Origin of the sequence: Variovorax sp. PAMC26660 (assembly GCF_014302995.1) — a bacterium.
Classification (GTDB): Bacteria; Pseudomonadota; Gammaproteobacteria; order Burkholderiales; family Burkholderiaceae_C; genus Variovorax.
In genome coordinates this window covers 2,509,481-2,533,995 of record NZ_CP060295.1, presented here as the reverse complement: position 1 = coordinate 2,533,995, position 24,515 = coordinate 2,509,481, and the positions used below count along the sequence as shown (strand labels likewise).

Annotated in this window: 27 protein-coding genes; 11 read left to right on the top strand and 16 right to left on the bottom strand. The window is 66.7% G+C overall.

Features of this window, described 5'->3' with window-relative positions; genetic code table 11:
• Nucleotides 1-237 precede the first annotated feature (237 nt).
• A complete protein-coding gene (locus H7F35_RS12260; protein WP_187113124.1) occupies nucleotides 238-1,572 on the bottom strand; it encodes an AsmA-like C-terminal region-containing protein in 1,335 nt (444 codons plus the stop codon).
• 85 nt (nucleotides 1,573-1,657) lie between these two features.
• Between H7F35_RS12260 and H7F35_RS12255 the strand changes: the two genes are divergently transcribed.
• On the top strand, nucleotides 1,658-2,080 hold the full coding sequence (locus H7F35_RS12255; protein ID WP_187113123.1) for a hotdog fold thioesterase: 423 nt from the start codon (nucleotides 1,658-1,660) through the stop codon (nucleotides 2,078-2,080).
• A 19-nt stretch (nucleotides 2,081-2,099) separates the two neighbouring features.
• Here the strand turns inward: H7F35_RS12255 and H7F35_RS12250 are convergent, their stop codons facing one another.
• Nucleotides 2,100-2,555: a lysozyme inhibitor LprI family protein gene (locus H7F35_RS12250; RefSeq protein ID WP_187113122.1), complete on the bottom strand. Its 456-nt coding sequence runs from the start codon at nucleotides 2,553-2,555 to the stop codon at nucleotides 2,100-2,102.
• 244 nt (nucleotides 2,556-2,799) lie between these two features.
• Here H7F35_RS12250 and H7F35_RS12245 point away from each other — a divergent pair, with 244 nt between their 5' ends.
• The 4 genes from H7F35_RS12245 to minE all read left to right on the top strand — a co-directional run bounded on the left by H7F35_RS12245 (nucleotide 2,800) and on the right by minE (nucleotide 6,150).
• Complete coding sequence (locus H7F35_RS12245; RefSeq protein ID WP_187113121.1) at nucleotides 2,800-4,086, top strand: solute carrier family 23 protein; 1,287 nt, start codon at nucleotides 2,800-2,802, stop codon at nucleotides 4,084-4,086.
• Between the two features lie 121 nt (nucleotides 4,087-4,207).
• Entirely contained in the window at nucleotides 4,208-4,981 is a 774-nt protein-coding gene (gene minC, locus H7F35_RS12240; protein ID WP_187113120.1) for a septum site-determining protein MinC, read from the top strand.
• Nucleotides 4,982-5,053: 72 nt separating this feature from the next.
• On the top strand, nucleotides 5,054-5,869 hold the full coding sequence (minD, locus tag H7F35_RS12235) for a septum site-determining protein MinD (protein WP_187113119.1): 816 nt from the start codon (nucleotides 5,054-5,056) through the stop codon (nucleotides 5,867-5,869).
• Nucleotides 5,870-5,871: 2 nt separating this feature from the next.
• Nucleotides 5,872-6,150, top strand: coding sequence for a cell division topological specificity factor MinE (gene minE / locus H7F35_RS12230; protein WP_187113118.1), 279 nt, complete (start codon nucleotides 5,872-5,874; stop codon nucleotides 6,148-6,150).
• Here the strand turns inward: minE and H7F35_RS12225 are convergent.
• Both H7F35_RS12225 and H7F35_RS12220 read right to left on the bottom strand, forming a co-directional pair.
• Nucleotides 6,134-7,765: a rhodanese-like domain-containing protein gene (locus tag H7F35_RS12225; RefSeq protein ID WP_187113117.1), complete on the bottom strand. Its 1,632-nt coding sequence runs from the start codon at nucleotides 7,763-7,765 to the stop codon at nucleotides 6,134-6,136. The genes minE and H7F35_RS12225 overlap by 17 nt on opposite strands.
• Before the next feature lie 366 nt (nucleotides 7,766-8,131).
• Nucleotides 8,132-9,124 carry a Bug family tripartite tricarboxylate transporter substrate binding protein gene (locus H7F35_RS12220; protein ID WP_187113116.1) on the bottom strand — a complete coding sequence of 331 codons (993 nt, stop codon included), beginning with the start codon at nucleotides 9,122-9,124 and terminating at the stop codon, nucleotides 8,132-8,134.
• 160 nt (nucleotides 9,125-9,284) lie between these two features.
• Between H7F35_RS12220 and H7F35_RS12215 the strand changes: the two genes are divergently transcribed.
• Nucleotides 9,285-10,232, top strand: a complete 948-nt coding sequence (locus tag H7F35_RS12215; protein ID WP_187113115.1) for a fatty acid desaturase — start codon at nucleotides 9,285-9,287, stop codon at nucleotides 10,230-10,232.
• Nucleotides 10,233-10,250: 18 nt separating this feature from the next.
• Here H7F35_RS12215 and H7F35_RS12210 read toward each other — a convergent pair whose 3' ends face one another.
• Nucleotides 10,251-11,165, bottom strand: coding sequence for an alpha/beta hydrolase (locus tag H7F35_RS12210; RefSeq protein ID WP_187113114.1), 915 nt, complete (start codon nucleotides 11,163-11,165; stop codon nucleotides 10,251-10,253).
• 596 nt (nucleotides 11,166-11,761) lie between these two features.
• On the bottom strand, nucleotides 11,762-12,364 hold the full coding sequence (locus H7F35_RS12205) for a TetR/AcrR family transcriptional regulator (protein ID WP_187113113.1): 603 nt from the start codon (nucleotides 12,362-12,364) through the stop codon (nucleotides 11,762-11,764).
• 167 nt (nucleotides 12,365-12,531) lie between these two features.
• Here H7F35_RS12205 and H7F35_RS12200 point away from each other — a divergent pair, with 167 nt between their 5' ends.
• On the top strand, nucleotides 12,532-13,476 hold the full coding sequence (locus tag H7F35_RS12200) for a CysB family HTH-type transcriptional regulator (RefSeq protein ID WP_187113112.1): 945 nt from the start codon (nucleotides 12,532-12,534) through the stop codon (nucleotides 13,474-13,476).
• Between the two features lie 127 nt (nucleotides 13,477-13,603).
• Nucleotides 13,604-13,867: a hypothetical protein gene (locus H7F35_RS12195; protein WP_093242115.1), complete on the top strand. Its 264-nt coding sequence runs from the start codon at nucleotides 13,604-13,606 to the stop codon at nucleotides 13,865-13,867.
• Nucleotides 13,868-13,945: 78 nt separating this feature from the next.
• On the opposite strand, the gene H7F35_RS12190 is transcribed toward H7F35_RS12195, so the two are convergent.
• Both H7F35_RS12190 and H7F35_RS12185 read right to left on the bottom strand, forming a co-directional pair.
• Complete coding sequence (locus H7F35_RS12190) at nucleotides 13,946-14,377, bottom strand: RcnB family protein (protein ID WP_187113111.1); 432 nt, start codon at nucleotides 14,375-14,377, stop codon at nucleotides 13,946-13,948.
• A gap of 124 nt (nucleotides 14,378-14,501) precedes the next feature.
• Nucleotides 14,502-15,092, bottom strand: a complete 591-nt coding sequence (locus tag H7F35_RS12185) for a dihydrofolate reductase family protein (RefSeq protein ID WP_187113110.1) — start codon at nucleotides 15,090-15,092, stop codon at nucleotides 14,502-14,504.
• 112 nt (nucleotides 15,093-15,204) lie between these two features.
• Between H7F35_RS12185 and H7F35_RS12180 the strand changes: the two genes are divergently transcribed.
• Nucleotides 15,205-15,633: a winged helix-turn-helix transcriptional regulator gene (locus tag H7F35_RS12180; RefSeq protein ID WP_187113109.1), complete on the top strand. Its 429-nt coding sequence runs from the start codon at nucleotides 15,205-15,207 to the stop codon at nucleotides 15,631-15,633.
• Between the two features lie 6 nt (nucleotides 15,634-15,639).
• On the opposite strand, the gene H7F35_RS12175 is transcribed toward H7F35_RS12180, so the two are convergent.
• Entirely contained in the window at nucleotides 15,640-16,368 is a 729-nt protein-coding gene (locus tag H7F35_RS12175) for a CPBP family intramembrane glutamic endopeptidase (protein ID WP_187113108.1), read from the bottom strand.
• Nucleotides 16,369-16,381: 13 nt separating this feature from the next.
• Between H7F35_RS12175 and H7F35_RS12170 the strand changes: the two genes are divergently transcribed.
• Nucleotides 16,382-16,774: a VOC family protein gene (locus tag H7F35_RS12170; RefSeq protein ID WP_187113107.1), complete on the top strand. Its 393-nt coding sequence runs from the start codon at nucleotides 16,382-16,384 to the stop codon at nucleotides 16,772-16,774.
• 27 nt (nucleotides 16,775-16,801) lie between these two features.
• Here H7F35_RS12170 and H7F35_RS12165 read toward each other — a convergent pair whose 3' ends face one another.
• From H7F35_RS12165 to H7F35_RS12140, 6 genes are read right to left on the bottom strand one after another with little or no spacing between them, the layout of a single operon-like run.
• A complete protein-coding gene (locus tag H7F35_RS12165) occupies nucleotides 16,802-17,695 on the bottom strand; it encodes a VOC family protein (RefSeq protein ID WP_187113106.1) in 894 nt (297 codons plus the stop codon).
• 32 nt (nucleotides 17,696-17,727) lie between these two features.
• Nucleotides 17,728-18,576: an ABC transporter ATP-binding protein gene (locus tag H7F35_RS12160; RefSeq protein ID WP_261803610.1), complete on the bottom strand. Its 849-nt coding sequence runs from the start codon at nucleotides 18,574-18,576 to the stop codon at nucleotides 17,728-17,730.
• Nucleotides 18,573-19,439, bottom strand: coding sequence for an ABC transporter ATP-binding protein (locus tag H7F35_RS12155; RefSeq protein WP_187113105.1), 867 nt, complete (start codon nucleotides 19,437-19,439; stop codon nucleotides 18,573-18,575). Before H7F35_RS12155 ends, H7F35_RS12160 begins: the two co-directional genes overlap by 4 nt.
• Nucleotides 19,423-20,001 (bottom strand): OsmC family protein, encoded by a 579-nt coding sequence (locus H7F35_RS12150; RefSeq protein WP_187113104.1) that lies wholly within the window; start codon nucleotides 19,999-20,001, stop codon nucleotides 19,423-19,425. The genes H7F35_RS12155 and H7F35_RS12150 overlap by 17 nt, the downstream gene beginning before the upstream one ends.
• Nucleotides 20,002-20,015: 14 nt before the next feature.
• A complete protein-coding gene (locus H7F35_RS12145; RefSeq protein WP_187113103.1) occupies nucleotides 20,016-21,845 on the bottom strand; it encodes an ABC transporter permease in 1,830 nt (609 codons plus the stop codon).
• Between the two features lie 49 nt (nucleotides 21,846-21,894).
• Nucleotides 21,895-23,076: an ABC transporter substrate-binding protein gene (locus H7F35_RS12140; protein WP_187113102.1), complete on the bottom strand. Its 1,182-nt coding sequence runs from the start codon at nucleotides 23,074-23,076 to the stop codon at nucleotides 21,895-21,897.
• A gap of 171 nt (nucleotides 23,077-23,247) precedes the next feature.
• Here H7F35_RS12140 and H7F35_RS12135 point away from each other — a divergent pair, with 171 nt between their 5' ends.
• On the top strand, nucleotides 23,248-23,886 hold the full coding sequence (locus H7F35_RS12135) for a GDSL-type esterase/lipase family protein (RefSeq protein WP_187113101.1): 639 nt from the start codon (nucleotides 23,248-23,250) through the stop codon (nucleotides 23,884-23,886).
• Here H7F35_RS12135 and H7F35_RS12130 read toward each other — a convergent pair whose 3' ends face one another.
• A complete protein-coding gene (locus tag H7F35_RS12130) occupies nucleotides 23,887-24,402 on the bottom strand; it encodes a class IV adenylate cyclase (protein WP_187113100.1) in 516 nt (171 codons plus the stop codon).
• Nucleotides 24,403-24,515 lie beyond the last annotated feature (113 nt).

The window sequence follows — 24,515 nt, the reverse complement described above, 5'->3', positions numbered from 1 at the left end:
CGCTCCTCCTTTATTTCGCGAAAAAAAGCCCCGTCTCGACGTGAGCGCTCAGAGCAGTCGTTGATCGCGGGATCACCAGCAGCGTGCCCAGTGCGAATGACGCCAGGTGCTCCCCGCAGCGAAATAAAGGAAGAGCGAAGCGGGGGACATTCGCACAGGGGAGCACCTGGCGTCATTCGCACTCGCCCTGAACCTATCGGCGAGCGGCCGGCGAGGCCGAGCCGGCCTGAGCCGCGTTCAGCGCGCGGAGGCTGGCGCCGTGCGCTGCTTCCTGGGCGCCGGCTTCTCGGGCTTGCCGCCACCGAACAACTTTTCCACCTGCTGCCCCACGCGCGCGCCGATGGCGGTGCCCACGCCCGGCAGCACCGCGCTGCCGATGGCCGCGCCCGTGAGCGCGGCGCCGGTCAACGACAGCTCGGGGTCGCTCACCGTGCCGCCGATCTTGAGCGGCACGCCGACCACGCCGTCGACGAGGTCGACCGCCACCTCGCCATCCAGCTTGCGGTTGAACAGGCGCAGGTTGCCGCTCGCGGACAGCACGCCGGAGCGCGCCTTGAGGTTGCTGTACTGCATCACCACGCCGTCGGCGGTGCCCTGGGTGTCGAGCGTGCCGGTGAGTTCGTCCAGCGCCGTGCGGCCGCCGCGGCTGATGCCGGCGGTGGTCACGGCCTTGGCGATGTCCAACTTCGTGAGCGTGGCGGGCTGGACCGAGAAGGTGGTGCGGGTGTGCAGGCTGCGCACCAGCGCCCCCACCTCGTCGGCCTCGGCCACCAGCGTGGAGCGGCCCGAGACCTTGCCGGCCAGCGCGCTGCGGCGGTCGAAGGCCTGCAGCAGGCCTTCGATGTCGACCTGCCGGGGTTCGAGTTCGGCCGACACGCGCAGCTTGCCGTCGGCCAGCGTCTCGAAGCGCATGACGCCGTTTCCGGTGCCGCCGCCTGCATCGATGCGGGTGCGCCAACGGTCCTGCCCGGCCTCGCGGTCCAGCCGCAGGCGCACCGGTGGCGACACGCCGGCGCGCTCGACGCGGGCCTGGCGCGGGCGCCATTCAGGGTCGAAGGTGATTTCGCCGTCGTAGGCCAGCGCGATGTCGCGCCGGTCGATCCAGACCACGTCGCGCCAGCGCAGCAGTTCCACGGGGATGGGTGCCAGCGTCCACGGCGTGGGCAGCGCGACGACATTGCTGCCCTCGGCCGGCTTGGGGCCCTTGCCCCGGAATGCTTGCACCGAGGCGCGCGGCAGCACCAGGCTGTCGACCTCGACTTCATCGACGGCAATGACGCGGTGCAGCAGCGGCCCGAGCTTCAGTTGCAGGCTGACCTGGCGCAAGGTAATGGGGCGGGCCTGGTCGGTGGCGATGTCGGTCAGCACCAGCGCAGGCGCCGGCAACAGCGACCAGCGGGCGCCGCCGACCTTCAGGGCAACGCCGAAGCGCTTCTCGAAAGCAGCGGAAATCTGCGCGGCCACCTCGGCGTCGGTGGGCAGCTTCGCGCGCACGACCAGCACCAGCACGCCAACCCCCAGCAGCAGCACGGCGGCGGTGCCGATGAGCCAATGTCGGAGGGGGCGCTTCATCGATCCAAGTTAACACGCAAAGGCGACTGCCAATGTCAGCCGCCGTCGCTATAGTTTCCCCACACCCTGTACCGGAGAGAACCGAATGCGTATCTGGAAAAAAGAAATCACCGTCGAAGAACTGACCCGCAACCACGTCGGCACCGCCGTCGCCACGCTGGGCATGGAGTTTCTGGAGGTGGGCGACGACTTCATCCGCGCCCGCGTGCCGGTCGACGAGCGCACCCGCCAGCCCTACGGCATCCTGCACGGCGGTGTGTCGGTGGTGCTGGCCGAAACGCTGGGCTCCTGCGGCGCCCACTACTCGGCGCCCGAAGGCGACCGCGCCGTGGGCCTGGACATCAACGCCAACCACATCCGCTCGGTCACCAGCGGCTGGGTCATCGGCACGGCGCGGCCGGTGCACCGCGGCCGCAGCACGCAGGTCTGGCAGATCGACCTGACGAACGAAGCTGGCGAGCTGACCTGCGTGTCGCGCATCACGATGGCGGTGCTGCAGCCGCGCTGAGGCGGCGGTCTCTTCTTTCTTATTGGCGGGGACAACTGTTCAGGCGCTGCACCTGCCTGACCATACGTTCGGTGTTCTCGGCGAGGCAGGTGTTGCGCGCCGTGGGCTCCATGGAGCCACCGCCCCATTCCCGGGCGGCACTCTTCGTGCAAGTCCGGTCGCGGGCCGCCTTCCAGCGTTCGACCTTGGCGTCGATCGCGCCCTTGCACCCGGGGCGTCCGCGCACCTTGTCCGCCATCACGCGATCGAGCTTCAGTTCAGCCGCCACGACATCGCGGTAGGCGCAGAAGTACATGTTCTGCTGGTTGGCCGCGCAATCCGCGGTCAGGTGGCGCAGTTCGTCCTCGGAAAGCTGGCTGCGCCGGGACAAGGCGGACAGGACTTCCTGGGCCGAAGGCGTCTGTTCTGACTGGGAGAAGGCCTGTGCATGCGCCGTCGCGCAGATGCCCAGGGAGACGAGGATTGCCGCGATCAAGCCCGCCGTATTCACAGTGCACGCCTTGTTGGATGTGGTGATGCCAAAAGAATAGAGGCCACCGACCAGGCCCCGCCTCCCAATCCATCACGGTCTGGCCGCAAATCAATGCGGTGCATGCGGATGTTCAGCACGAAGCGCTTCGACCACAATCACGCCCCGGGAGAGCCAGGGTGCGCTGGGACAAGCGCAGGCGATTCGACGGCAACCACCAATCAACACCCCCTCAAGAGGAGCAAGAAGAATGTTCAACTGGACTGAAAGACCGGCGTCCGCGCTGGCCAACGGCGCGGTCATCGCGCCCGACGAGCGGCTGCCCTGGCTGCAGACCGGCGCGATGGGCGTGCAGCACGTCATCGCGATGTTCGGCGCCACGGTGCTGGCGCCGATCCTGATGGGCTTCAGCCCCAACATCGCGATCCTGATGAGCGGCATCGGCACGCTGATCTTCTACTTCATCACCGGCGGCAAGGTGCCCAGCTACCTGGGTTCGAGCTTCGCCTTCATCGGCGTGGTGATCGCGGCCAGCGGCTACGCGGGCAAGGGCCCGAACGCCAACATCGCGGTGGCGCTGGGCGGGATCATCGCCTGCGGGGTGGTCTACATCCTGATCGGCGCCCTCGTGCAGGCCATCGGCACGGGGTGGATCGAGCGCTTCATGCCACCGGTGGTCACGGGCGCGGTGGTGGCCGTGATCGGGCTCAACCTGGCGAGCGTGCCGATCAAGAACATGGCGGCCAGCAATTTCGAGTCGTGGATGCAGGCCGTGACCTTCCTGTGCGTGGGCCTGGTGGCGGTGTTCGCGCGCGGCATGCTGCAGCGCCTGCTGATCCTGGCCGGGCTGATCCTGGCCACGGTGGTCTACGCGGTGCTGACCAACGGCCTGGGCTGGGGCAAGCCGGTGGACCTGAGCGGCATCGCCAACGCGGCCTGGGTCGGCATGCCGACCTTCACCGCACCGGTGTTCACCACCAACGCGATGCTGCTGATCGCCCCGGTGGCGATCATCCTGGTGGCGGAAAACCTGGGCCACCTGAAGGCGGTGACGGCCATGACGGGCCGCAACCTCGATGCGTACATGGGCCGCGCGTTCATCGGCGACGGCATCGCCACGGTGGTGAGCGGCGCTGCGGGCGGCACGGGCGTGACGACCTACGCCGAGAACATCGGCGTGATGGCGGCCACGCGCATCTACTCGACGGCGGTGTTCGTGGTGGCGGCCGTCATTGCGCTGGTGCTGGGCTTCAGCCCCAAGTTCGGCGCGCTGATCCAGGCGATTCCGCTGCCGGTGATGGGCGGCGTGAGCATCGTGGTGTTCGGCCTGATCGCCATTGCCGGCGCCAAGATCTGGGTCGACAACAAGGTCGACTTCTCGCAGAACAAGAACCTGATCGTGGCCGCGATCACGCTGATCATCGGCACGGGCGACTTCACGCTGAAGTTCGGCGACTTCGCGCTGGGTGGCATCGGAACCGCCACTTTCGGGGCGATCATCCTCTACGCGCTGTTGGGCAAATCGCGCAACGCCTGACCCCCGGGAAAGTGAAACGTGGTGCAAGAAGTGTTGTGCGAGGGGCTTCAAAGAGCGGCCGGTCACCGGCCGGAAGCCCGCGCCCGTTAGACTCCAACGCTTTTCGCACCGACGTTTTCCAATGGCCGATGTCTCCGCCGCGCGCACCAAGGCGGTTTTCGAATTCAAGAGCGCCACGCTGCCGCTGATTGCAGTGATCCTCAAGACGGCCGATCTGGACGTGCTGGCCGAGGCGCTCGACGCCCAGCTGGCCGACTCGCCCGACTTCTTCGAGCAGGAGCCGGTGGTGATCGACCTCTCGCTGCTGCAGGCCCAGGAAGGAGACGACGGCGCCACCGCCGAGATCGACTTCGCCGCCCTGCGCAGCCTGCTGGCGCGCCACCAGACCCAGCCCATTGCGGTGCGCGGCGGCAATACCGCCCAGAACGCCGCGGCCCGTGCCGCCGGCCTCTCGCTGGCAGCCATGCCCTCGGCGCCTGCGCCGAGGTCTCCGGCCCCACCCGCCGAGGCCCCGGCCGCGTCGGAAGCACCGCAGATCGTGCGCGAAGTGCCGGTGCCGGCCAACGGCACGCTGCTGATCGACAAGCCGCTGCGCTCGGGCCAGCAGGTCTACGCCCGTGGCGGCGACGTGGTGGTGACGGCCGTGGTCAGCTTCGGCGCCGAGGTCATTGCCGACGGCAACGTGCACGTGTACGCGCCCTTGCGTGGCAAGGCGATTGCCGGCGCGCGCGGCAACACCGAGGCGCGGATCTTCTCGACCTGCATGGAAGCGCAGCTGGTGGCCATCGCCGGCATCTACCGGACCAACGAAGTGCCGCTGCCCGACGCGGTGCTGGGCAAGTCGGCCCAGGTGCGGCTGGACGGCAAGAAAATTGCGATCGACGCGATTCCCTGACCCGGCTCACCGGCTCACGGAACGCGGCGACCCTGACAACCAACAACTGAATCGAAACAAGAAGGAATGGCCATGGCCAAAATTGTGGTGGTGACTTCGGGCAAGGGCGGCGTCGGCAAGACGACCACGAGCGCCAGCTTTGCATCGGGCCTGGCGCTCGCGGGCAAGAAGACGGCCGTGATCGACTTCGACGTGGGCCTGCGCAACCTCGACCTGATCATGGGATGCGAACGCCGCGTGGTGTACGACCTGATCAACGTCATTCAAGGCGAAGCCAACCTGAGCCAGGCGCTCATCAAGGACAAGCAGTGCGACAACCTGTTCGTGCTGGCCGCCTCGCAGACGCGCGACAAGGAAGCCCTGACGCAGGAAGGCGTCGAGAAGATCCTGACCGACCTGGCCGCGATGGACTTCGAATACATCATCTGCGACTCGCCCGCGGGCATCGAGACCGGCGCCATGATGGCGATGTACTTCGCCGACGAAGCGCTGGTGGTGACCAACCCCGAAGTCTCTTCGGTGCGCGACTCGGACCGCATCCTGGGCATGCTCAGCAGCAAGACCAAGCGTGCCAAGGACGGCGGCGACCCGATCAAGGAACACCTGCTGATCACCCGCTACAACCCGAACCGGGTGGCAGGGGGGCAGATGCTCTCGCTGGAAGACATCCAGGACATCCTGCGCATCAAGCTGATCGGCGTGATTCCCGAGTCGGAAAGCGTGCTGCATGCCTCCAACCAGGGCGTGCCGGCGATCCACGACAAGGACACCGACGTGGCGCAGGCCTACAGCGACGTGGTGGCGCGCTTTCTGGGTGAAGACAAGCCGATGCGCTTCGTCGACGCCGAGAAGCCGGGCTTCTTCAAGCGGATTTTCGGAGGCAAGTAGGCATGTCGTTTCTCTCGTTCCTGCTCGGCGAGAAGAAGAAGACTGCAAGCGTCGCAAAAGAGCGCCTGCAGATCATCCTCGCGCACGAGCGCTCCAGCCTCAGCGGCAAAAAGCGCCCCGACTATCTGCCCGAACTCCAGCGTGAGCTGGTGGCGGTGATTTCCAAGTACGTGTCGATCAACGCGAACGACATCAAGGTTCACCTGGAAACCCAGGACAACCTCGAAGTGCTCGACATCAAGATCGAGCTGCCCGACCCGGCCCCTACGCCGGCGCGCTGAGAGGGAAGAAGCGAAAGCGCACCGACGGGTCCTGCCGGACCCGCTCGGCCAGCGCGCGCTCCCACGCCAGGTAGTCGGCCCAGGCCGCGTCGCGGCGCGGACCGAACACCCGCATCACCGAGCCCCAGTCGTCGTCGAAGGGGGTCAGGAGCTGGGCCGGCACGAAGGCGGTCGTCAGCGGTCGTCCTGAAGCCTTCCAGCCCTGCGTTCCGTCCTGGAGCCAGGTGAACACCGCCCCCGAACCCGGCCAGCGCTGGTGCGCATCGCGCGCCACGCGGGACGCGGCCTCGCCATCCGGCGAGGTGAAGACCAACGTACGGCCGGCCGCGGCATGCGCGGCCAGGGGCGCGAGCGAGGCCGGCAGCATGTAGAGCGCGCCGGGCAGATGGCCGCGTTCGTAGTCGAGGCTGGGGCCGACGTCGATCACCGTGACCGCACCGTTTTTGCGCAACTGGGCGAGGCCGGCGTGGTCGAGCGACTGGGGCGCCTCTTTCACGGTGCCGGATGTTGCGGGCGACGCCTGTTCCGGCAGGAACTCGCCGTCGTAGATATGCACCTCGGCCTGGTTGAGCTGCGTGAGCCAGAAGCTGGTGACGGCCGCGCGCAGCCGGTGGGCCGGATCATCGAGCAGCACGATGCGCGCGCCGCGCGTGCCGATGAGGTTCTCGAAATGCATCAGCAACTGGCCGCCGGGCACCTGCTGCACCGCCGTGCCCGCCAGGGCCGGATCGGCGGTGGGCCGCACGTCGAAGACGTAGAGCGTGCGCGCGTCGTCGGTGCGCCAGCGTGCGAGCTGGTCGGCGCCTGCCACTGGCAGGGCGAAGCGTTCGATGAGGTCGTCGGCGATGCGGCGCAGCACATGCGGCGACTCGGGCGGAAGCTCGTCGTCGGGCGCGGCGTTCTGGACGGTCGGCGCACCTTGCAGGCCCCAGGCCATGACGCCGTCCTCGACGAACACTGCGTCGGGCGCATGGCCCAGCAGGCGCAGCGTGGTCGCGCCGATGATGCCGCGCGTGCGGCTGAAGCAGTTGATGGCCCACACGTGGGCCGTATCGCGCGGCTCGAAGTGGCGCAGTGCCAGCTCGGTGCCGGCGTGGTTGCGCGCGCCGGGCAGCGACAGGAACTCGAACTCCGCACGCGGCCGTGCGTCGACCAGCGTGGTCGGCAGGCCTTCGCGCTGGCGAGCCCGCAGCGACTCGACGGGCAAGGCCGGCGTGCCGTAGTGCAGCCGGGCGCGGTCGCCAAAGGCCTTGACCAGCGTGCCGTAGCCGTCGATGGCGGGCAGGCCCTCGGTCACCCAGCGCTGCAGGCCGCCGTCGAGTGTGCGCACGTCGGTGTAGCCGATGCGCGCGAGCAGGGCTGCGGCAGCTTGCGCGGCGCCGTCGGGCGCGTTGTAGTCGTCGTAGAGCACCACGGGCGTGGAACGGCGGGGCACCAGTGCGCCGATCTGCAGTTCGAGGCCGCTGAACGGTGCGTTGCGCGCGAGGTTGGGGTGGCGTTGCACGAACCAACGGGTTTCGCGCACGTCTAGCAGGGCCAGCTCTGCGGTGGGTTCGGCCAGCAGGAGGGTCTGCAGTTCGGCGGGGGTCATGGCCTTCTTCTGGGTCCAGCTCATTTCGGTTTTTTACTACGTTGGGGCGCGGTGTGTTGCGGAGCTTTTGTTTTGAGCGCTTGCTGTTCGGGGCGTGTGCGAATGACACCGGGAGCTCCCCTCCGCGAATGTCCCCCGCTTCGCTCCTCCTTTATTTCGCTGCGGGGAGCACCCGGTGTCATTCGCACAGGGGCACGCTGCTGGTGATCGCCGATCAACGACTGCTCTGTCCAACGCTCACGTCGATACGGGGCTCTTTTTAGCTAAATAAAGGAGGAGCGAAGCGGGGGACATTCGCGAAAAAGAGCACCGTGTCGGCGTGAGCGACGCCCTGAACAGCAGCGCCCCAAAACAACGCAACGAACACCAAAGCAAGATCTCGTCCCGGCGTCAGTTGGGCTGGATCCCCGCCTGCTTCACGACAGCCGTCCACTTGACGGTCTCGGACTGGATGAAGCGGCCGAACTCCTCGGGCGTGTTGCCCACGGTGAATGCGCCGATGTCGTCATAGCGCCTCTTGAAATCGGCCGACTGCACGATGTCGCGCAACTCGCGCGACAGCCGCTGCACCAATGGCGCCGGCGTGCCGCTGCGCACCACCACGCCGTACCAGGACGTGACCTCGAAATCGGGCAGGCCCGCTTCGGCGGTCGTCGGCACGTCGGGCAGCCACGGCGCGCGCGTCTTGTACGCCACGGCCAGCGGCTTGAGCGTGCCGGCCTTCACGAAAGGAATCGCGGTGATCACCTCATTGAAGATGAACTGCGTCTGTCCGCCCAGCAGGTCGTTGATGGCCGGCGCGCTGCCCTGGTAAGGAATGGCGGTGAAGTCGGCGCCGGTCTGCGCCTTCAACAGCTCGCCCGCGAGGTGCGAGTACGCGCCCACGCTGATGCCGTAGTTGACCTTGCCGGGATGCTTCTTCGAATAGTCGATCAGCTCGCGCGGCGTGCCCACAGGCAGCTTCGGATTGACCAGCAGCACCTGCGGCGTCTGCACCAACAGCGAGACCGGCGTGAAGTCGCGCGCGAGGTCGTAGGTCAGTTGCTTGAAGAGCGCGGGCTGCACCGTGAGGTTGGACGCGGGCGCGAGCAGCAGCGTGTAGCCGTCGGCCGGCTGGCGCGCCACGTAGTCGAAGCCGATGTTGCCGGCTGCGCCGCTGCGGTTTTCGACCACCACGGCCTGCTTGAGCCGCTGCTGAAGCTGCTCGGCGACCTCGCGCGCGATCTTGTCGGCGATGCCGCCGGCCGGATAGGGAACGACGACGCGGATGGTCTTTGTCGGGTAGTCGTCCACGGTGGCGGCGTGGGTCGGCGTGAAGGTCAACAGCGCGGATGACGACAACGCCCCCAGCAAAACGGCAAGACGGGACAGGGAGGGTTTCATAAAGCAGACGCGAAGACGGACGGAAGCGGCAGGGACGCAGCAAAGCCGTGCAGCGTAGGCCGCGCAGGCCCCGGGCGGAACGAAGTTTCACGACCTTGCTTATGCGAAATGCGCGCATGCGAACAGGTTCTTCATACCTAGGATCGCAGTCCTTCGCACCATGACCTCGATCGCCGAACCGTCGCCCGCGCCAACGCGCGCCCCCATCGCTAAGCGCCAGCACTGGTGGTGGCACTACGAAGCGCCCACGCTGCTGCTGGCCGTCGCGCTGTACGGTGCGTGGGCCGCGCTGCTGTGGTGGCACACGGTCTTGCCGGGCTGGGCGTTGTTCGTGCTCGGCGGTTTTCTTGCGCAACTGCACTTCTCGCTGCAGCACGAGAGCATCCATGCGATGCGCCATCTGCCGAAGTGGTTGCGCCATGCCGTCGTGTGGCCGCCGCTCAACCTGTGGCTGCCGTACCCGTTCTACAACCGGGGCCACAGCTCGCACCACGTCAACTTCCACCTGACGCATCCCGAGCGCGACACGGAAAGCGCCTACCACTCGGCGCCCGCGTGGGCCGGCTACGGGCCGGTGTGGAGGTGGATCTACATGGCGAACCAGACGATCGCGTTCCGCGTGGTGCTGGGGCCGTTCCTGCGGCTGTGGAAGCTGGTGCGCTTCGAGCTGGGGCAGGTGTTCGCGGGCGACTTCTCGCGCCTGCCGACTTGGGGCTGGCATGCGCTGAGCGTGGCGCCGGTGCTGTACTACGTGACCGAGGTCTGCAGCATGAGCGTTGGCGAGTACCTGCTGTACTTCGTCTACCCCGGGATGATGCTGGGCTCGCTGCGCACCTTCACCGAGCATCGGTGGGCAGACACGCCGCACGAGCGCGTGGCCATCGTCGAATCGAACCTCGTCTTCGGGCTGCTCTACCTCTTCAACAACCTGCACCATGTGCATCACCGCGCGCCGACGATGCCCTGGTACGAGATCCCGGTGTACTTCCGCCGTCATCGTGCGGCGGTGCTGGAAGCGAACGGCCATTTCTACTACCGGGGGTACGGGCAGATCGTGTGGAGGCACCTGTTCAGGCCGGTGTTCACGCCGGTTCATCCGACGTGGTAGCGGGCAGCAGACGCTGAGCTATGCCAGCGTCATCAGGAAACGCGTCACCTCGTCGAGCACCGCTGCTTCCTTGAGGATGCGGCGATGACCCCAGCCCTGCGTGGCCACGAGGCGTGCGTTGACGATGGCATTGCGGTAGGCCTCTGCATCTGCGAAGCGGTTCACGCGGTCGTCCCGGTCATGCACGATCAGCGTCGGCTGTGCGATGCGCGGGCCCACGAAGGTGGGCTCGAACTGCGGCATGAGCACGCCTTCGCGCGCCTCGAACATCCACTGCATTGCGGCCCGCGTGCATTCACTGAGGCCGAACGCATGCGCGAAGTAGCGCGTGTATTCGCGCGGCGACGCGGGCGGTGCAAGCAGCACGATGCGCTCCGCGGGGAGCCCGCGCCCGGCGGCATAGGCCAGGGCGTTGGCGCCCAGTGAATGCGCCACCACTGCACGCAGGGCGTGCCCATCGTTCGTGAGCCGCGCCGCGACGTAGTCGATAGCGCGCGCGAACTGTGCGCCGTTGGTCACGGTGCCCGCGCTGCGGCCGTGGGCCGGCAGTTCGAGCAGCACGGGCCGCAGGCCGGCAGCAGCCAGCACCTGGGCGAGCGGCAGCATCTGGCCCGCGTGGCCGCCCCAGCCGTGCACCAGCAGCACGACAGGCGCTGATTCCGCGGCCGAGTCCTGTGCCGCGAGGTGGTAAATGCCCAGGCTCGCGTCCTCGAAGGACCAGGCTTCGTGTCGCCAGTCGGTGCCGGGGTGTTGGCCGCGATAGAGCCACTTGGGTGGCAGCGGCGTGCCGAACACGCGGTAGGCGGCGCGAACGCCCAGCGCGGGCCAGAGGCGCTGCGAGGCACCCAGGCCGAAGCGCATCGCACGCATCAGCCGGCTGGCGCCGTAGTAGTTGACGGGGGTGGCCTTCGAGGTGGCGGAAGTGCTTGTCATGAGGTGGTCCTTGGGTATCCGTTTTTCACCACGCTATTGCGTGGCTTGCGGCGTATGAAACGGGCGCCGATCCGTGGGGCATTTGGGTGCTTGGGTTCGGGGGCATTCAGGGCGTGTACGAATGACACCGGGTGCTCCCCTCCGCGAATGTCCCCCGCTTCGCTCCTCCTTTATTTCGCTGCGGGGAGCACCCGGTGTCATTCGCACATGGACACGCTGCTGGTGTGCAGCCGATCAACGACCGCTCTGTCCAACGCTCGCGCCGATACGGGGCTCTTTTTAGCTAAATAAAGGAGGAGCGAAGCGGGGGACATTCGCGAAAAAGAGCACCGTGTCGGCGGGAGCTCGCCCTGAACAGCAGCGCTCAAAGCACAAAAGCCGACGAACAGAACCGGGGCTTCATTCCTAGTACCAGACCCAGTCGCGGTTGCTGCGAGGCAAGCTGCGCAAAGTGTCGCAAACGGCTCGGGCGCCGACGACGGCCGCGTAGGCAGCGAGAAAGAGGGCAATGATCAGCATGGCGCTTCTCCTGTTTATCGCACGACTGTGCGAAATTATGACAAATGGGAACGCGGGGAATCCGCCTGCTCCGTGAATCAGGCGAGGTAGCTGGAAAGAAGCCGCTGCCAGGTCTGCGTGGCGCGGTCGGCCGCCTGCGGGTCGCGCAGGAAGCGCGCGTCGTGCAGCTGGGTCATCATCACGCCGTTCATTTCGCTGACCAGTTGCGCGGGGTCGGTGTCGGCCTTCAGTTCGCCGGTTTCCACCGCGAGCAACACTGTGCGGCGCAGTGCGGCGCGCCAGCGCGTGATCTCGTCGAACAGCACGTCGCGCAACTCGCCTTCGCGGTCGTCGAACTCGAAGGCACCGGCCATGTAGAGGCATCCGGTGTACATCTCCACATCTCGCGTGCGGGCGATCCAGCGCGCCACGATGTCGTTGAGGCGGGGCAGGCCCTTGGGCTTTTGCATGGCGGGCACGAACACATCGGCCAGGAAACCACGGCCGTACTCCTCGATGACAGCCTTCTGCAGCGCCTCGCGTGAGCCCACGCGGGAAAACACGCCGCTCTTGGACAGCCCGAGCCGGCTCGCGACCGCTTGCAGCGTGATCGCCTCCAGCCCTTCGGCCAGCGCAAGGTTCATCGCCGCACCGACGATGGCGGTGCGGGTGAGTTCGCTTTTTTGGGTCTTGGCGTCCATGCGGCGAACTTTAGCACGGACGTGCGAAATTACAAGAGACCTACCGACAAAGGCTCTAAAGATGTTTTGCTCATGTGAAACCAACAAACGCATCGTTCCCCGAATAAGCACTTGTACGGAGAATCGCCCGTCGGCTCCGCTCCGGGGCCCCGACCCTTTCGCGCCAGATGAACTTTCAACAACTGCGCTCGGTACGCGAGGCCGTTCGTTGCGGCTTCAACCTGACCGAAGTCGCGCACACCCTTCACACCTCCCAGCCCGGCGTGAGCCGGCAGATCCGCGAACTCGAAGAGGAACTCGGCATCGAGCTCTTCGTGCGCGCCGGCAAGCGGCTGACCGGCCTCACAGAGCCGGGTGGCCATGTGCTGCCGATCATCGAGCGCATGCTCATGGAGAGCAGCAACCTGCGGCACGCCGGACAGGAGTTCGTCGCGCAGCAGAGCGGCCTGCTTTCGGTGGCGGCCACCCATTCGCAGGCACGCTACGCGATGCCGGTGGCGGTGCAGGAATTCCGCACGCAGTTTCCGAACGTGAAACTGCACCTGCACCAAGGCTCGCCCAAGCAGATCGCGCAGATGCTGCTCGACGGCGAGGCCGACGTGGGCATTGCCACCGAAGCATTGGGCGACTACCCGCAACTGGTCGCCCTGCCCTGCTACCGCTGGACGCATTCGGTGATCGTGCCGCCGGAGCATCCGCTGCTCGATGCACCGCTCACGCTCGATGCGCTCACACGCTATCCGCTGATTACCTACGACACCGGCTTCACCGGCCGTTCGCGCATCGATGAGGCCTTCGAGCAGCGCGGGCTGCAGCCCAACATCGTGCTCGCCGCAATGGATGCCGACGTGATCAAGACCTACGTGCAGTTGGGCCTGGGCGTGGGCATCGTGGCCGGTGTGGCCTATGAAGCGGAGCGCGACACGCAACTGCGTGCGCTCGACGCGGGGCGCCTGTTCGGCATCAACCTCACCAAGCTCGCGGTGCGGCGCGGCACCTACCTGCGCAAGTACGTCTATGCGTTCATCGAGTCGTTCGCACCCACGTTGACGCGTGCGGTTGTGGAGAAGGCTTTGGGCGATGAGGCAAGGGCATCGCACTACGAAATCTAGGGGCTGTCCAGCGGCTGTTGCGTGGCGTGTACTACGGACGACAAAGAGGTTAAAAAAGAAGAATGCGCCTTCACACAAGGGGCGTACATTCGGGTTAATTCCCTGGCTTCCTGGAAACGGATCAGCAATGGCATCGACCCCGCAGCAGCAGCAACAGCAAACAAGGGCCGCCCTCAAGGCCGCCGATGCAGCGGAACGGCGCGAGCGGTTGAGACGGGCTTTGCCCGCCACGGTGGAGCTTCTGCAAAGCCGCCAGGCCGACCGCATCGACGACAGCGACATCGACGCGTATGTGAGCCTTAACTGGCTCGAATGGCACGGCGGTGGCCTTCGGCTGACCATCACCGGGCGCAATGTGTGCGCCCAGTCCGTGCCCACCGCACTGGCCTGAAGGCCACCTTCCCCCCCAAAGAAAAGCCGCCACAGTGACCTGCGGCGGCTTTGGGTTGTCGCGAACCGACGCGGCTGTTTACTGGCCTGCGATGATGTTCGCGATCACGCCGGTGGCAATGGCCGCGAGCACGAAGTCCCCGCCCACGCCAACCCATTGATAGCCACGGGGTGGTGCCTGCAGGCGATAGCCGCGCCAGTCGTTCACCACGTAGTTGCGGCCCAGGTACTCGGGCGGCACGCGGCCACCGCGGCGCCATTCGACGTGCGGCTGCGGAAAGCCACGGCGATCGAACTGGCGGCCGTCGCGGAAGTCCTGGTTGCCGCGGTAGCCGCCACGTGGGCCACCGCGATCGAAGTTGCGGTCGCGCTGTTCATAACGACCGTCACCAGGGCGGCCATCGCCGGGGCGTCCGTCGAAGCGGCGGTCTTGCGCAAAGGCGCTCCCCGCGGCCATGCACATCGCGAGCGCCGCGACAGCGACGGCCATGCTCTTTGAATTGCTGATCATCTGGAACTCCTTCATGCGTTGATGACGAGTCCATTGTGGGCCGGGCTTGTGTCCGGATCGAACACTTCAGGTCTCGGTCAGGTGAAATCAGGTAAGCGCCGGTATCCGCACGAGGTGTTGTCCTTCAAATCGGGGCGTAGCGGTTGACCACGACACCGCATTCGTAGCCCGTGGATTGAAGCAGGCGCAGTTTGTGGCCCTGCTGCGTGTCGTGAAACACCGAGCGACCGCCGCCCACGGCCGTGGGATTGACGAAGAACTGGAACTCGTCGACCAGCCCCTGCGCCACGAGCGAGGACGCGAAGCCCACGCCGCCGATGCAGAGGATGCTCTTTCCACCCTGCCGTTTGAGCGCGTTCACTTCATCGGCCATGCCGCCGCGCGCGATGACGGTGCGCTCCCAGCGCGATGCCTTCAGCTTGTCGGTGAGCACGACCTTCTGCGCATCGACCACCTTCTGTGCAAAGGCGTAGTGCGGGTTCGCCGGATAGTTCTTCGCGGCACGCCCCCAGTGGTCGAGGTAGCCCTCCTGCGCGATCTTGCGGCTCAGCAAGATGGTGTCGACGCCGTCGAAGACAGTGTTGAAGTCTTCCTTCAACCCATCGTCCCAGGCCCAGCGATCGCCCCACCCCCACACCTGCCAGTCGAGATTGCCGTTGGCTGGCGAGACGTAACCATCGACGGACATCTGCATCTGCAGCACGAGCTTTCGCATGTTGTCTCTCCTTCGGTCCCGTGAGTTCAACTGATCTTGAAATGCAATCAGTCGAAGTATTGGATGACTGGTGCGAAAATGCAATCAGTTTCTCAAGATGCAGGAAAGCCCGATGGCCACCCAACAAAAATCGCTGTGCCCGATCAACCTCGCGCTCGAAGTCCTCGGCGACCGTTGGAGCCTGCTGATCGTTCGCGACATGATGTTTGCCGGCAAGCGGCATTTCCGGGAGTTCCTGCAGTCCGAGGAAGGCATCTCCTCGAACATCCTGACCGAGCGGCTGAACACGCTCGTCGAACACGGCGTGCTCACCAAGACCGACGACCCGAGCCACAAGCAGAAGGCCATCTACAGCCTCACGCCGAGGGGCATCGACCTGCTGCCGGTGGTGACGCAGCTCGGCATCTGGGGGCGCAAGCACCGGCCGGCAACGAAGCAAAGCGCAGCGCCCGCGGCAGCGCTCGAAAAAGGCGGCCTGCCGCTGCAAAAGAAGATGCAGGCCGAGATGCGCAAGGCGCACATCGCGGGCCGATCGGCCTGATCCGCGTCAGTACAAGCCGATCGCGAGCGCGAAGATCGCAAGACCGTGCGCCAGCGTGGCACCCAGCAAGCCCGCACGCCGGTACACGAAGCCCGCGACCAGCCCTTCGATCAGCGTGAAGACCAGCACCGGCAGGCCCACGCGCGTGACGATCAACGCCAGCCACGCATGACACAGGCTGAACAGCACTGCTGCCACGACCCACGCGCGCGTCGCCGACATGTGCTGTCCCAAGCGCTGCTGCAGCATGCCGCGAAACAGCAGTTCTTCGTAGGCATTGCCCAGCAGCGCGAAGACCAGGATCGGCGCGTACATGGAAGAGTCCGGCGCCGGCAGCGATGGCAGCCCCAGCGCAGTTTTCAATGCCGCAGCGATGGCGGTAACGACCACCGCACCCAGCACGCCCCAGAGCACCGACGGCACCATGCGCCCCTTGCCCCACCACGCCATGCCCTCGCGCGCCCCGCGCTCCAGCCAGGCCACGCCGATGACCAGCGCGGCAGACATGCCCGCCAGCGCAAACAGCACCGGCGCCGATCCGCTCAGGCGCATCGAGCCCGCGTCCAGTTGCCAGAAACCCGCAGGGCTCATGGCATCGCGCGCCAGGATGAAGAACAGGATGTGCACGGCCACCCGCGCGCCCACCAGAGCGCGTGGAATCAGCAGCAGCAGAGCCAGCGCGAGCACGCCCGCAGGCAGAATCGAAACGAGGTAGCCGAACAGTGAAGAAACCATCGAGGAAGTGCGTATGCCAGATCAAGCCGTTGCAGCAGCCGTCATCTATGCCAAGGACGTTGCCCGTGTGGGCGCCTTCTACGCGAAGGTCGCGGGGCTGACGCTCTCGCCACCGGAACCCGACCACGCGAGCCTGGCCTCGCCGGCGCTGCAGCTCTTCATTGTCGCGATGAATCCGGGCATCGCGGCCAAGGTACAGATCGCGCAGCCGCCGGTGCTGCGCGAAAACACCGCGCTGAAATTCATCTTCCCGGTGGCCAGCCTCGCAGGTGCGCGCCAACAGGCGGCCGAGAACGGCGGTGCCCTGAAGCCGGCAGAGGCGGAGTGGGAATTCAACGGCCACCGCCATTGCGATGGGCACGACCCCGAAGGCAATGTGTTCCAGCTGCACGAGCGGGCGGCCTGAACGCCACCTCCTCGATGCGGCAGTGACCTATCCACCCACTACGCTGTTGGCCTGATCTGCATGTGCGCTGCCATGCTTCGCATGGCGCTCCAGCGGCGGCAGGTCGAGTTCGATCAACGCGCCATGGGTGCGTGCCAGGTCGAACACACCGGTCGATTGCGGGCGGTCGGTGTGCAGCACCAGCGCATACGGACCTTCACCACGCGCAGCGATCCGTTGCGTGAGCGTGTCGCTGCCCTCCTGCGCGGTCGATGCGTTCTCGCGCGGCGATGACAGCACGAGCACGCTGCCGCCCAGCGCAATGACCGCCACGCGCAGGTTGCTGCCCGGCACCGCCACCGGCTCGCCGATGTGGGTGTCGGCATCGTCGGGCACGATGCCGAGCAAGGCGCGGTAGCGCGCCAATGTGGCATCGAGGTCACGTACCGCAATCGCCAGGCTGGCCACGCCGAGCGCGCCGTTGGCATGCACGCGCGCTTCGCCTTCGGGCACGCGCAAGGCGCGCGGCGTGAGGTCGCCGCACAGGAAAGGCAAGTCGGCCGAGGGCGCACGCGCGGTCTGCCAGCGCAGGCGTTCGCCGTCGGGGCGCACGCGGCCGCCGTCGAGCGGGCCTTCGAGCGTGAGGCCGCGCGCCTTGGCGTCGGCCACGGTGATGGCGGTGTCGCGCGGCAACAGCGCAAAGTCGACGATGCCTTCGCCATGCCGCTGCAGCAGTTGCCACCAGCGTTCGTTGGGTGACGGCTGGCGCCACGCGATCAGCTCGAAGTAGCTGCCGTCGCCGAACACCACCAGCGCGTTGTGCGTGGCACGGCCCGGGTGATCGCCACCGCGCAGCACGTGGAAACCGAGCGCGCCGTAGTTGGCGATGCTGCGTTCGAGGTCGTGCACCGCGATCACGATGTGGTCGAGTGTCAATGGCATGGTGATCGTTCTCCGTGTGTCCGATAGATGGTTCAAGAGGCGGTGCGGGCTGCGCCCTCGCCGCCGAGGTAGGCATCGCGGATGCGCGCATCGGCCAGCAGCTCGCGCGCCGGGCCCGACAGCACGATGCGCCCGGTCTGCAGCACGTAGCCGTGGTGCGCGATCTGCAGTGCCAGGCTGGCGTTCTGCTCGACCATGAAGACCGAGACGCCCTGGCTGTTGATGCGCGCGATGAGTTCGAGCACCTTGTCGACATACAGCGGCGACAGGCCCATGGTCGGCTCGTCCATGCAGATGAGTTGCGGGCGGCCCATGAGCGCGCGCGCCATCGCCACCATCTGCTGCTCGCCACCCGAGAGCGTGCCGGCCTGGAACTCGATGCGCTCGGCCACACGCGGAAACAGCTCGAGCATGCGTTCGAGGTCTTCGGCCACGCCCTTGCGGTCGCTGCGCGCATAGGCGCCCATGAGCAGGTTCTCGCGCACGCTCATCGCGGGGAACAGGCGGCGCGCCTCGGGCACCGAGCCGATGCCCTTGCGGATAATCTGCGGCGTGCTCAGGCCGAGCGTGGATGCGCCGTTGAAGTTGACTTCACCCGAGCGCGGCTTGAGCAGCCCGAGCACGATCTTCATCGTGGTCGACTTGCCGCTGGCGTTGCCGCCGAGCAGGCTGACGATCTGGCCCTTGCGCACTTCGATGTCGAGGTCGAAGTGGGCCTGCACGGGGCCGTAGAAGCTGTTGATCTTTCTGAGTTGCAGCAGGGGTTGCGTAGCGGCATTGGAGGCGGGTGCCGCGCTGCGTTCGGGCAGCCCCTCACCCCAGCCCTCTCCCCGCAGGGGCGAGGGGGCAAGAAGGCCGGTGCGGGCGACGGTGGCGATCATGCGGGCACCGCTTCTTCGCTTGCTTCACGTACGTCGCGCGCCTCGCCCACATGGCGATGGCCGAGGTAGGCCTCGATCACGGCCGGGTCGTTGCGCACCTCGTCGGGCAGGCCCTCGGCGATCTTGCGGCCGTCGTCGAGCACCACCACGCGGTCCGACAACTGCATCACGAGATCGAGCTTGTGTTCGATCAGCAGGATGGTCTGGCCGCGTGCCTTGAGGCCGCGAATGATCTCCAGCATCTCGGCGGTCTCGCTTTCGTTCATGCCGGCCGTGGGCTCGTCGAGCAGCAGCAGGCGCGGCTTGAGCGCGAGCGCGCGTGCGATCTCCACGCGGCGACGGTTCGCATACGAGAGGCTGTACGCCGGATGGTCGGTGCGTGGCGTGAGCCGCTCGCCGAAGAGCGCGATGATCTCGTGCGCGTCCTTGCGCAGCGCCTCTTCCTCGCGCCGCACGGCGGCAGGCTGCACCAGCGCAAGCGCCAGTTCGGCCAGGGCGCCCAGCCCCGGCACGCCGCCCACGCGCGGTTTCACGGCGCGCAGCCGCGTGTGCGCGCCGACCAAGACGTTGTCGAGCACCGAGAGATTCGCGAACACCCGGCCATGCTGGAAAGTGCGCGCCAGCCCGCGCTGCGCGAGTTGTTGCGCCGGCAGGCCGGTGATGTCTTGCCCGTCGAACAGCACCTGCCCCGCATCGGGCCGGTCGAGGCCGGTCACGAGGTTGAACAGCGTGGTCTTGCCCGCGCCGTTGGGGCCGATCACGCTGAGCAGTTCGCCCTCGCCCACTTGCAGGTCGACCGCATTCACTGCGGTGAGGCCGCCGAAGCGGCGCGTGAGCCCGCGAATCTCAAGCAGCGATGGCATCGCCCGCTTTCGACGGCGCGTTGGCCGCTTGCGCCTTCGAGTTGATGAGCTTCACCTCGGCGCGGATGGTCTGCGGATTGCGCAGCAGGTTGAGGATGGGGCAGTTGCGTTCCACCGCCTCAAACAGCGCGTCGATGTCTTCGCGGCTCGCGGGCGAGTCGATGTGCACCGTGTAGCCGATCTGGTGCGGCCAGATGGGCGTGTGCTCATGCCCCGGCTTGCCGCCGCGCGGATCGATGATGCCGGTCACTTCCACTTCGAGGCTTTCGAGCGGCACCTGGCGCTCGGCCGCCTGGATCAGAAAGATGTGCGTGACGCAGGTGCCGAGCACGCCGAGCTGCAGCTCGGGCGAACTCGGGCCGAGGTTGTAGCCCGCGAAGTCGGGCGGGCTGTCGCTGATGATCTGGTGGTCGCGAATGCGCAGGCGGCGCACACCGCTGCGGCCTTCGGCCTTCACGCTGGCCTTGAGTTGCAAGGGCTGTGCGGTGCCGGCTTCGACAGCGGCATTGCGTGCCAGCACGGCGGCGCGTTTTTCGGCGAGGTAGTCGTTCAGGTGGCTCATGGTTTTTGGTTCTTTCAGACAGTGCCCAGCAGACCTTGCGGGCGGAAGCGAATCAGTAAAAGCAACGCGATGCCGTAGATCAGCATCCGGTACTCGGCCGTCACGCGGAACAGTTCTGGCAGGCTCACGAGCGCGACCGCGCCGAGCAAGGCGCCGCTGATGTTGCCGAGCCCGCCGAGGATCACCATCGTGAGCGCGAGGATCGATATCTGCGAGCCGAAGGTCTCGTGGTTGATGTACGAGTACATGTGCGCGGTGAAAGCGCCGCTGACGCCGGCCGCGAAGCCGCCGAAGCCGAAGGCCAGCGCCTTGTAGCGGTCGGAGCTCACGCCGTAGGCGCGCGCGGCCACTTCGTCTTCGCGCACCGCGCGGAAGGTGCGGCCCAGGTGCGAGCGCAGCAGGCGCCACTGCAGCAAGGCCAGCAGCACCATCGCACCGAACGAAGCCCAGTAGATGGCTTCGTTCGACGACGCATCACGCCCGAACAGCGACAACGGCGGAATGCCCGAGATGCCGATCGGCCCGCGCGTGAGGCTTTCCCAGTTGAGGATGGTCAGCGCCACGATCTCGCCGATGCCGAGCGTGGCGATCGACACATAGTGGCCGCGCAGCCTGAAGGCCGGGAAGATCAGCGCGGTGCCGATCAGCGACGTCAGAACGCCCGCGAGCACGATGCCCGTGCCCACCGGCAGATGCAGGTCGAGCACCAGCAGCGACGAGGCATACGCGCCGATGGCCAGCAGCCCCGCATGACCGAGCGAGATCTGCCCGATGGTGCCGGCCACCAGCGTGAGGCTCAGCGCCAGCGCGCCGTAGAGCCATGCGTTGGTGAGCGTCTGCAGCAGGTACGGCGATGGATCGAAGAGCGGCAAGGCCACCGCCGCCGCGAACAGCGCGGCGAGCACGCGGCGCGGTATGTGCCACGGCTTGCTCGGCGCGATGAAGGTGCCGGTCAGCGGCTCGGGCGGCAACGCGCGCTTGCGGCCGAACAGGCCGTTGGGCTTCCACACCAGGATGACCAGCAGCAGCGCGAAGGCAAAGAGGTTGCGGTACGGCGTGCCGAGAATGGCCACGCCATAGCTCTCGATCAGCCCCAGCAGCAGGCTGCCGACGATGGCGCCCGGCACACTGCCCACGCCGCCGACCACCGTGGCCACCACGCCCTTGAGCGTGGCCTGAAAGCTCATCGCGGGGCTGATGTTGTTGTAGTACATGCCCACCAGCAGGCCCGAGAGGCCACCCAGCGCGGCGGCAATGGCGAACACGGTCTGGTTGACGCGGTCGACGTCCACGCCCATCTGCTGCGCCGCGTCGCGGTCTTGCGCGGTGGCGCGCACGGCCCAGCCCAGCTTCGTGAAGCGCAGGAAGAGAAACAGCACGGCCGCGCTGGCAATGCCGATGCCCGCGATCAGCAGGTCGAGCGCGCCGATGGTGCCTGTGCCGATCTGCAGGCGCCAGTCGGGCAACTGCGTGGGCAGCGAGCGCGGGTCGGGGCTGAAGACCAGTTGCACCAGGATGTCGAGCACGAAGCTGATGCCGATGGTGGCCAGCAGCGGTGCGATGCGCGCGGCGCCCTGCAGCGGCCTCAGGCCCACGCGCTCGATCAGCATGCCGAGCGCGCCCGAGCCCAGCACCACGAGCAGGATGGTCACGGGCAGCGGCGTGTGCAGGTAGGTGATGCTGGCCCAGCCGATGTACGCGCCGACGGTGTAGACCGAGCCGTGCGCGAAGTTGATCAGGTGCGAGACACCGAAGATCAGCGCGAGCCCGACCGCCAGCAACGCATAGATGTTGCCGATGATCAGGCCGTTGACCGTGTAGTCGAAGAAGGAGGTGAAGCTCATGGGTATTGCTCCCTCTCCCTCTGGGAGAGGGAACAAATGCGAAGACAGGTCATTTCGACGAGGCAACAGCCGCCTTCTCGTCGACCTGCGCCCACTTGCCGTCCTTCACCACGAGGTTCACGCTCTTCACGCCGACCACGCGGCGCGTCTGCGCATCGAAGCTCGCCTTGCCGAAGATCACGCTGGGGATGTCCTTGATCTTGTAGAAGGCATCGCGCACCGCCTTGCGGTCGGCCTTGGGGCCGGCCTGGCGCAGCGCGGCAGCCGCGTACACCACCGCGTCATAGGCGTAGGCGTTGAAGGCATCCGGCTCCTTGCTGTACTTCGCGCGGAAGCTCTTCACGAAGTCCTGCACCTCGGCGCGCGGCTCTTCGGGATAGAAGGCGGTGTTGGTGTAGATGCCATTGACCGCCGCGCCGCCAAGCTCGATGAACTTCGGCGAATACACCGACCCCACTGCGGCGATCGGCTGCTTGAGCCCCACGCTGCGCACCTGGCCGGCGATGAGCGCGCCGTCGGGGTAGTAGGAGATCAGCACCAGCCCGTCGGGGTTGGCATCGCGCACGCGCACCAGCGTCGAGCGGAAGTCTTTCTCGTCGGGCTGGTAGCCCTCGGCGATGGCGAGCTGCGCGCCGCGCTCCTGCGCGGCCTTCACTAGCACGTCCTTGCTGGTGCGGCCCCAGTCGGTGTTGAGGTACAGCACCGCGATGCGCTTGAAGCCCAGCGTCTTCACCGCGAGCTCGGCCAACAGCGGCTGCGCGTCGGCCTGGCTGATGGACGGGCTCCAGATGTAGTCGCCGCCTTTGGTGAAGTCAGGATGCGAGTTGGTAAAGCCCAATTGCACGAGGCCCGCGCGCTGGTAGATGGGCGACGCGGCCATCGATGCGGGGCTCGAGAAGTCGCCCAGCTCGATCAGCACGCGCTTGTCGTTCACCAGCTTCTGCGCAATGGCCACCGACTGGCGCGGATCGCTCTGGCTGTCTTCGAAGTTGTAGGCCAGCGGGCGGCCGTGGATGCCGCCTTGCGCATTGATGTGTTCGAGCGCGAGGTCGAAGCCGGCCTTCCATTGCGCGCCGTACTGCGCGTTCTGTCCGGTGAGCGGCCCGCTCACGCCGAACCACACGGGCTCGCCGGTGGCGGGCGCTGCAAAAGCCACGATGGGTGCGGCCAGCAGAGCGGCGGAAAGTGCGACCACATGGCGCAGGAAGCGATGGCGATTGAACAGCGACATGGTGTCGGACCCCGGTAATGAATGAGCGTGCAGGGCCGCGATTCTTCGCGCCTGTGCCTTGCGCGGGAACGAACAAAAACGGGGAGGCTTATGCGCTTTCCGAGCAAAGGCCCACGCGCCCGTGGGCCTTGCATCTGTCCATCTCGGGCTTGCAATTAAGCTGCGCGCAGCATGAAGCGACGACACCTCCTCCAACTGCTGGCCGGCGTGCCGGCTGCCGCCGCGCTGGTGGCCTGCGGCAAGCGCAAGGCCTCCGCCGCAGCACTGAAACCGGACGCCCGCGTGCTGGCACTCGGCGACAGCCTGACCTTCGGCTACGGCGCGCCGCCCGACGCCGCATGGCCCGTGAAACTGGGCGAGCTGACGGGCTGGCAGGTCGAGAACGCGGGCATCAACGGCGACACCTCGGCCGGTGCGCTGGAGCGCCTGCCCGCGCTGCTGGCGGCGGGCAGCTACGACGCGATCCTGATCGGCATCGGTGGCAACGACATGCTGCGCGGCGTGTCCCCCTCGGCCACGCGCGACAACCTCGCGGCGCTGGTCAGCCAGGCCCGCGCGCACACGCCGCATGTCGCGCTGCTGGCCACGCCCGCGCCCGATGCGATGCGAGCGGCCATCGGCTCGCTCAGCGATGCGCCGGTCTACGAGGAGGTCGCGAAGTCAGGCCAGGCGCTGCTGGTGGCCAACGTGTATTCGAGCGTGCTGTCGGACGCGTCGCTGCGCTCCGACCGCATCCATGCCAATGCACGAGGCTATGAAAAGGTCGCGCAGTTGCTGGCGGACCAGCTCAAGGCCGCAGGCTGGCGTTGATCAAGCGTTCAGCAGGTCGACGTAGGCGCCCTGCACCAGCTGGTCGATGCCGATGCCCAACTGCGCCATGAGCGCATGCGCCTCGGCGACGCCGGCCTCTGGTGTCTCGCCCTCCTTCAGCACCACTTCGAGTTCGAGGAACTCGCCCAAACCTTCAACGCGGTCCAGGTGCACGCGCGTGCGGCCGACGATGAACAGCCGGCGTTGCTTGCGCACGCGGCCGGCCTGCCCCCACGCGAGCGTGAGCGATTCGCGCAGCACGTCAGGCTTGTCGGTGGGCGTGATCAGGTAGAACGACTCTTTCGGGCCAGTGCTGTTCGCGCGGCGATAGAAGATCAGCTCGGCGTGGTCGGGCGCGAGGGTGCGCAGCTTGAGGCGGTCTGCGCTGTCGTTGCAGCGAAAGAAGGTGTCGTCTTGCGCGATCTCGATGGGGCCTTGGTCGGCGAGCTTCGCTGCAACGAGTGCCACGCGTTCCACGCTGTCGATGCGGGCCTTGATTTCTATGTTTCTTGCCATCTCGGGTGTTGTCTCTTGTGCTGGTTTTTGGAGCGCTTGTTTTTGGCGCTCTTGTTCGGGGCGCGTGCGAATGACGCCAGGCGCTCCCCTCCGCGAATGTCCCCCGCTTCGCT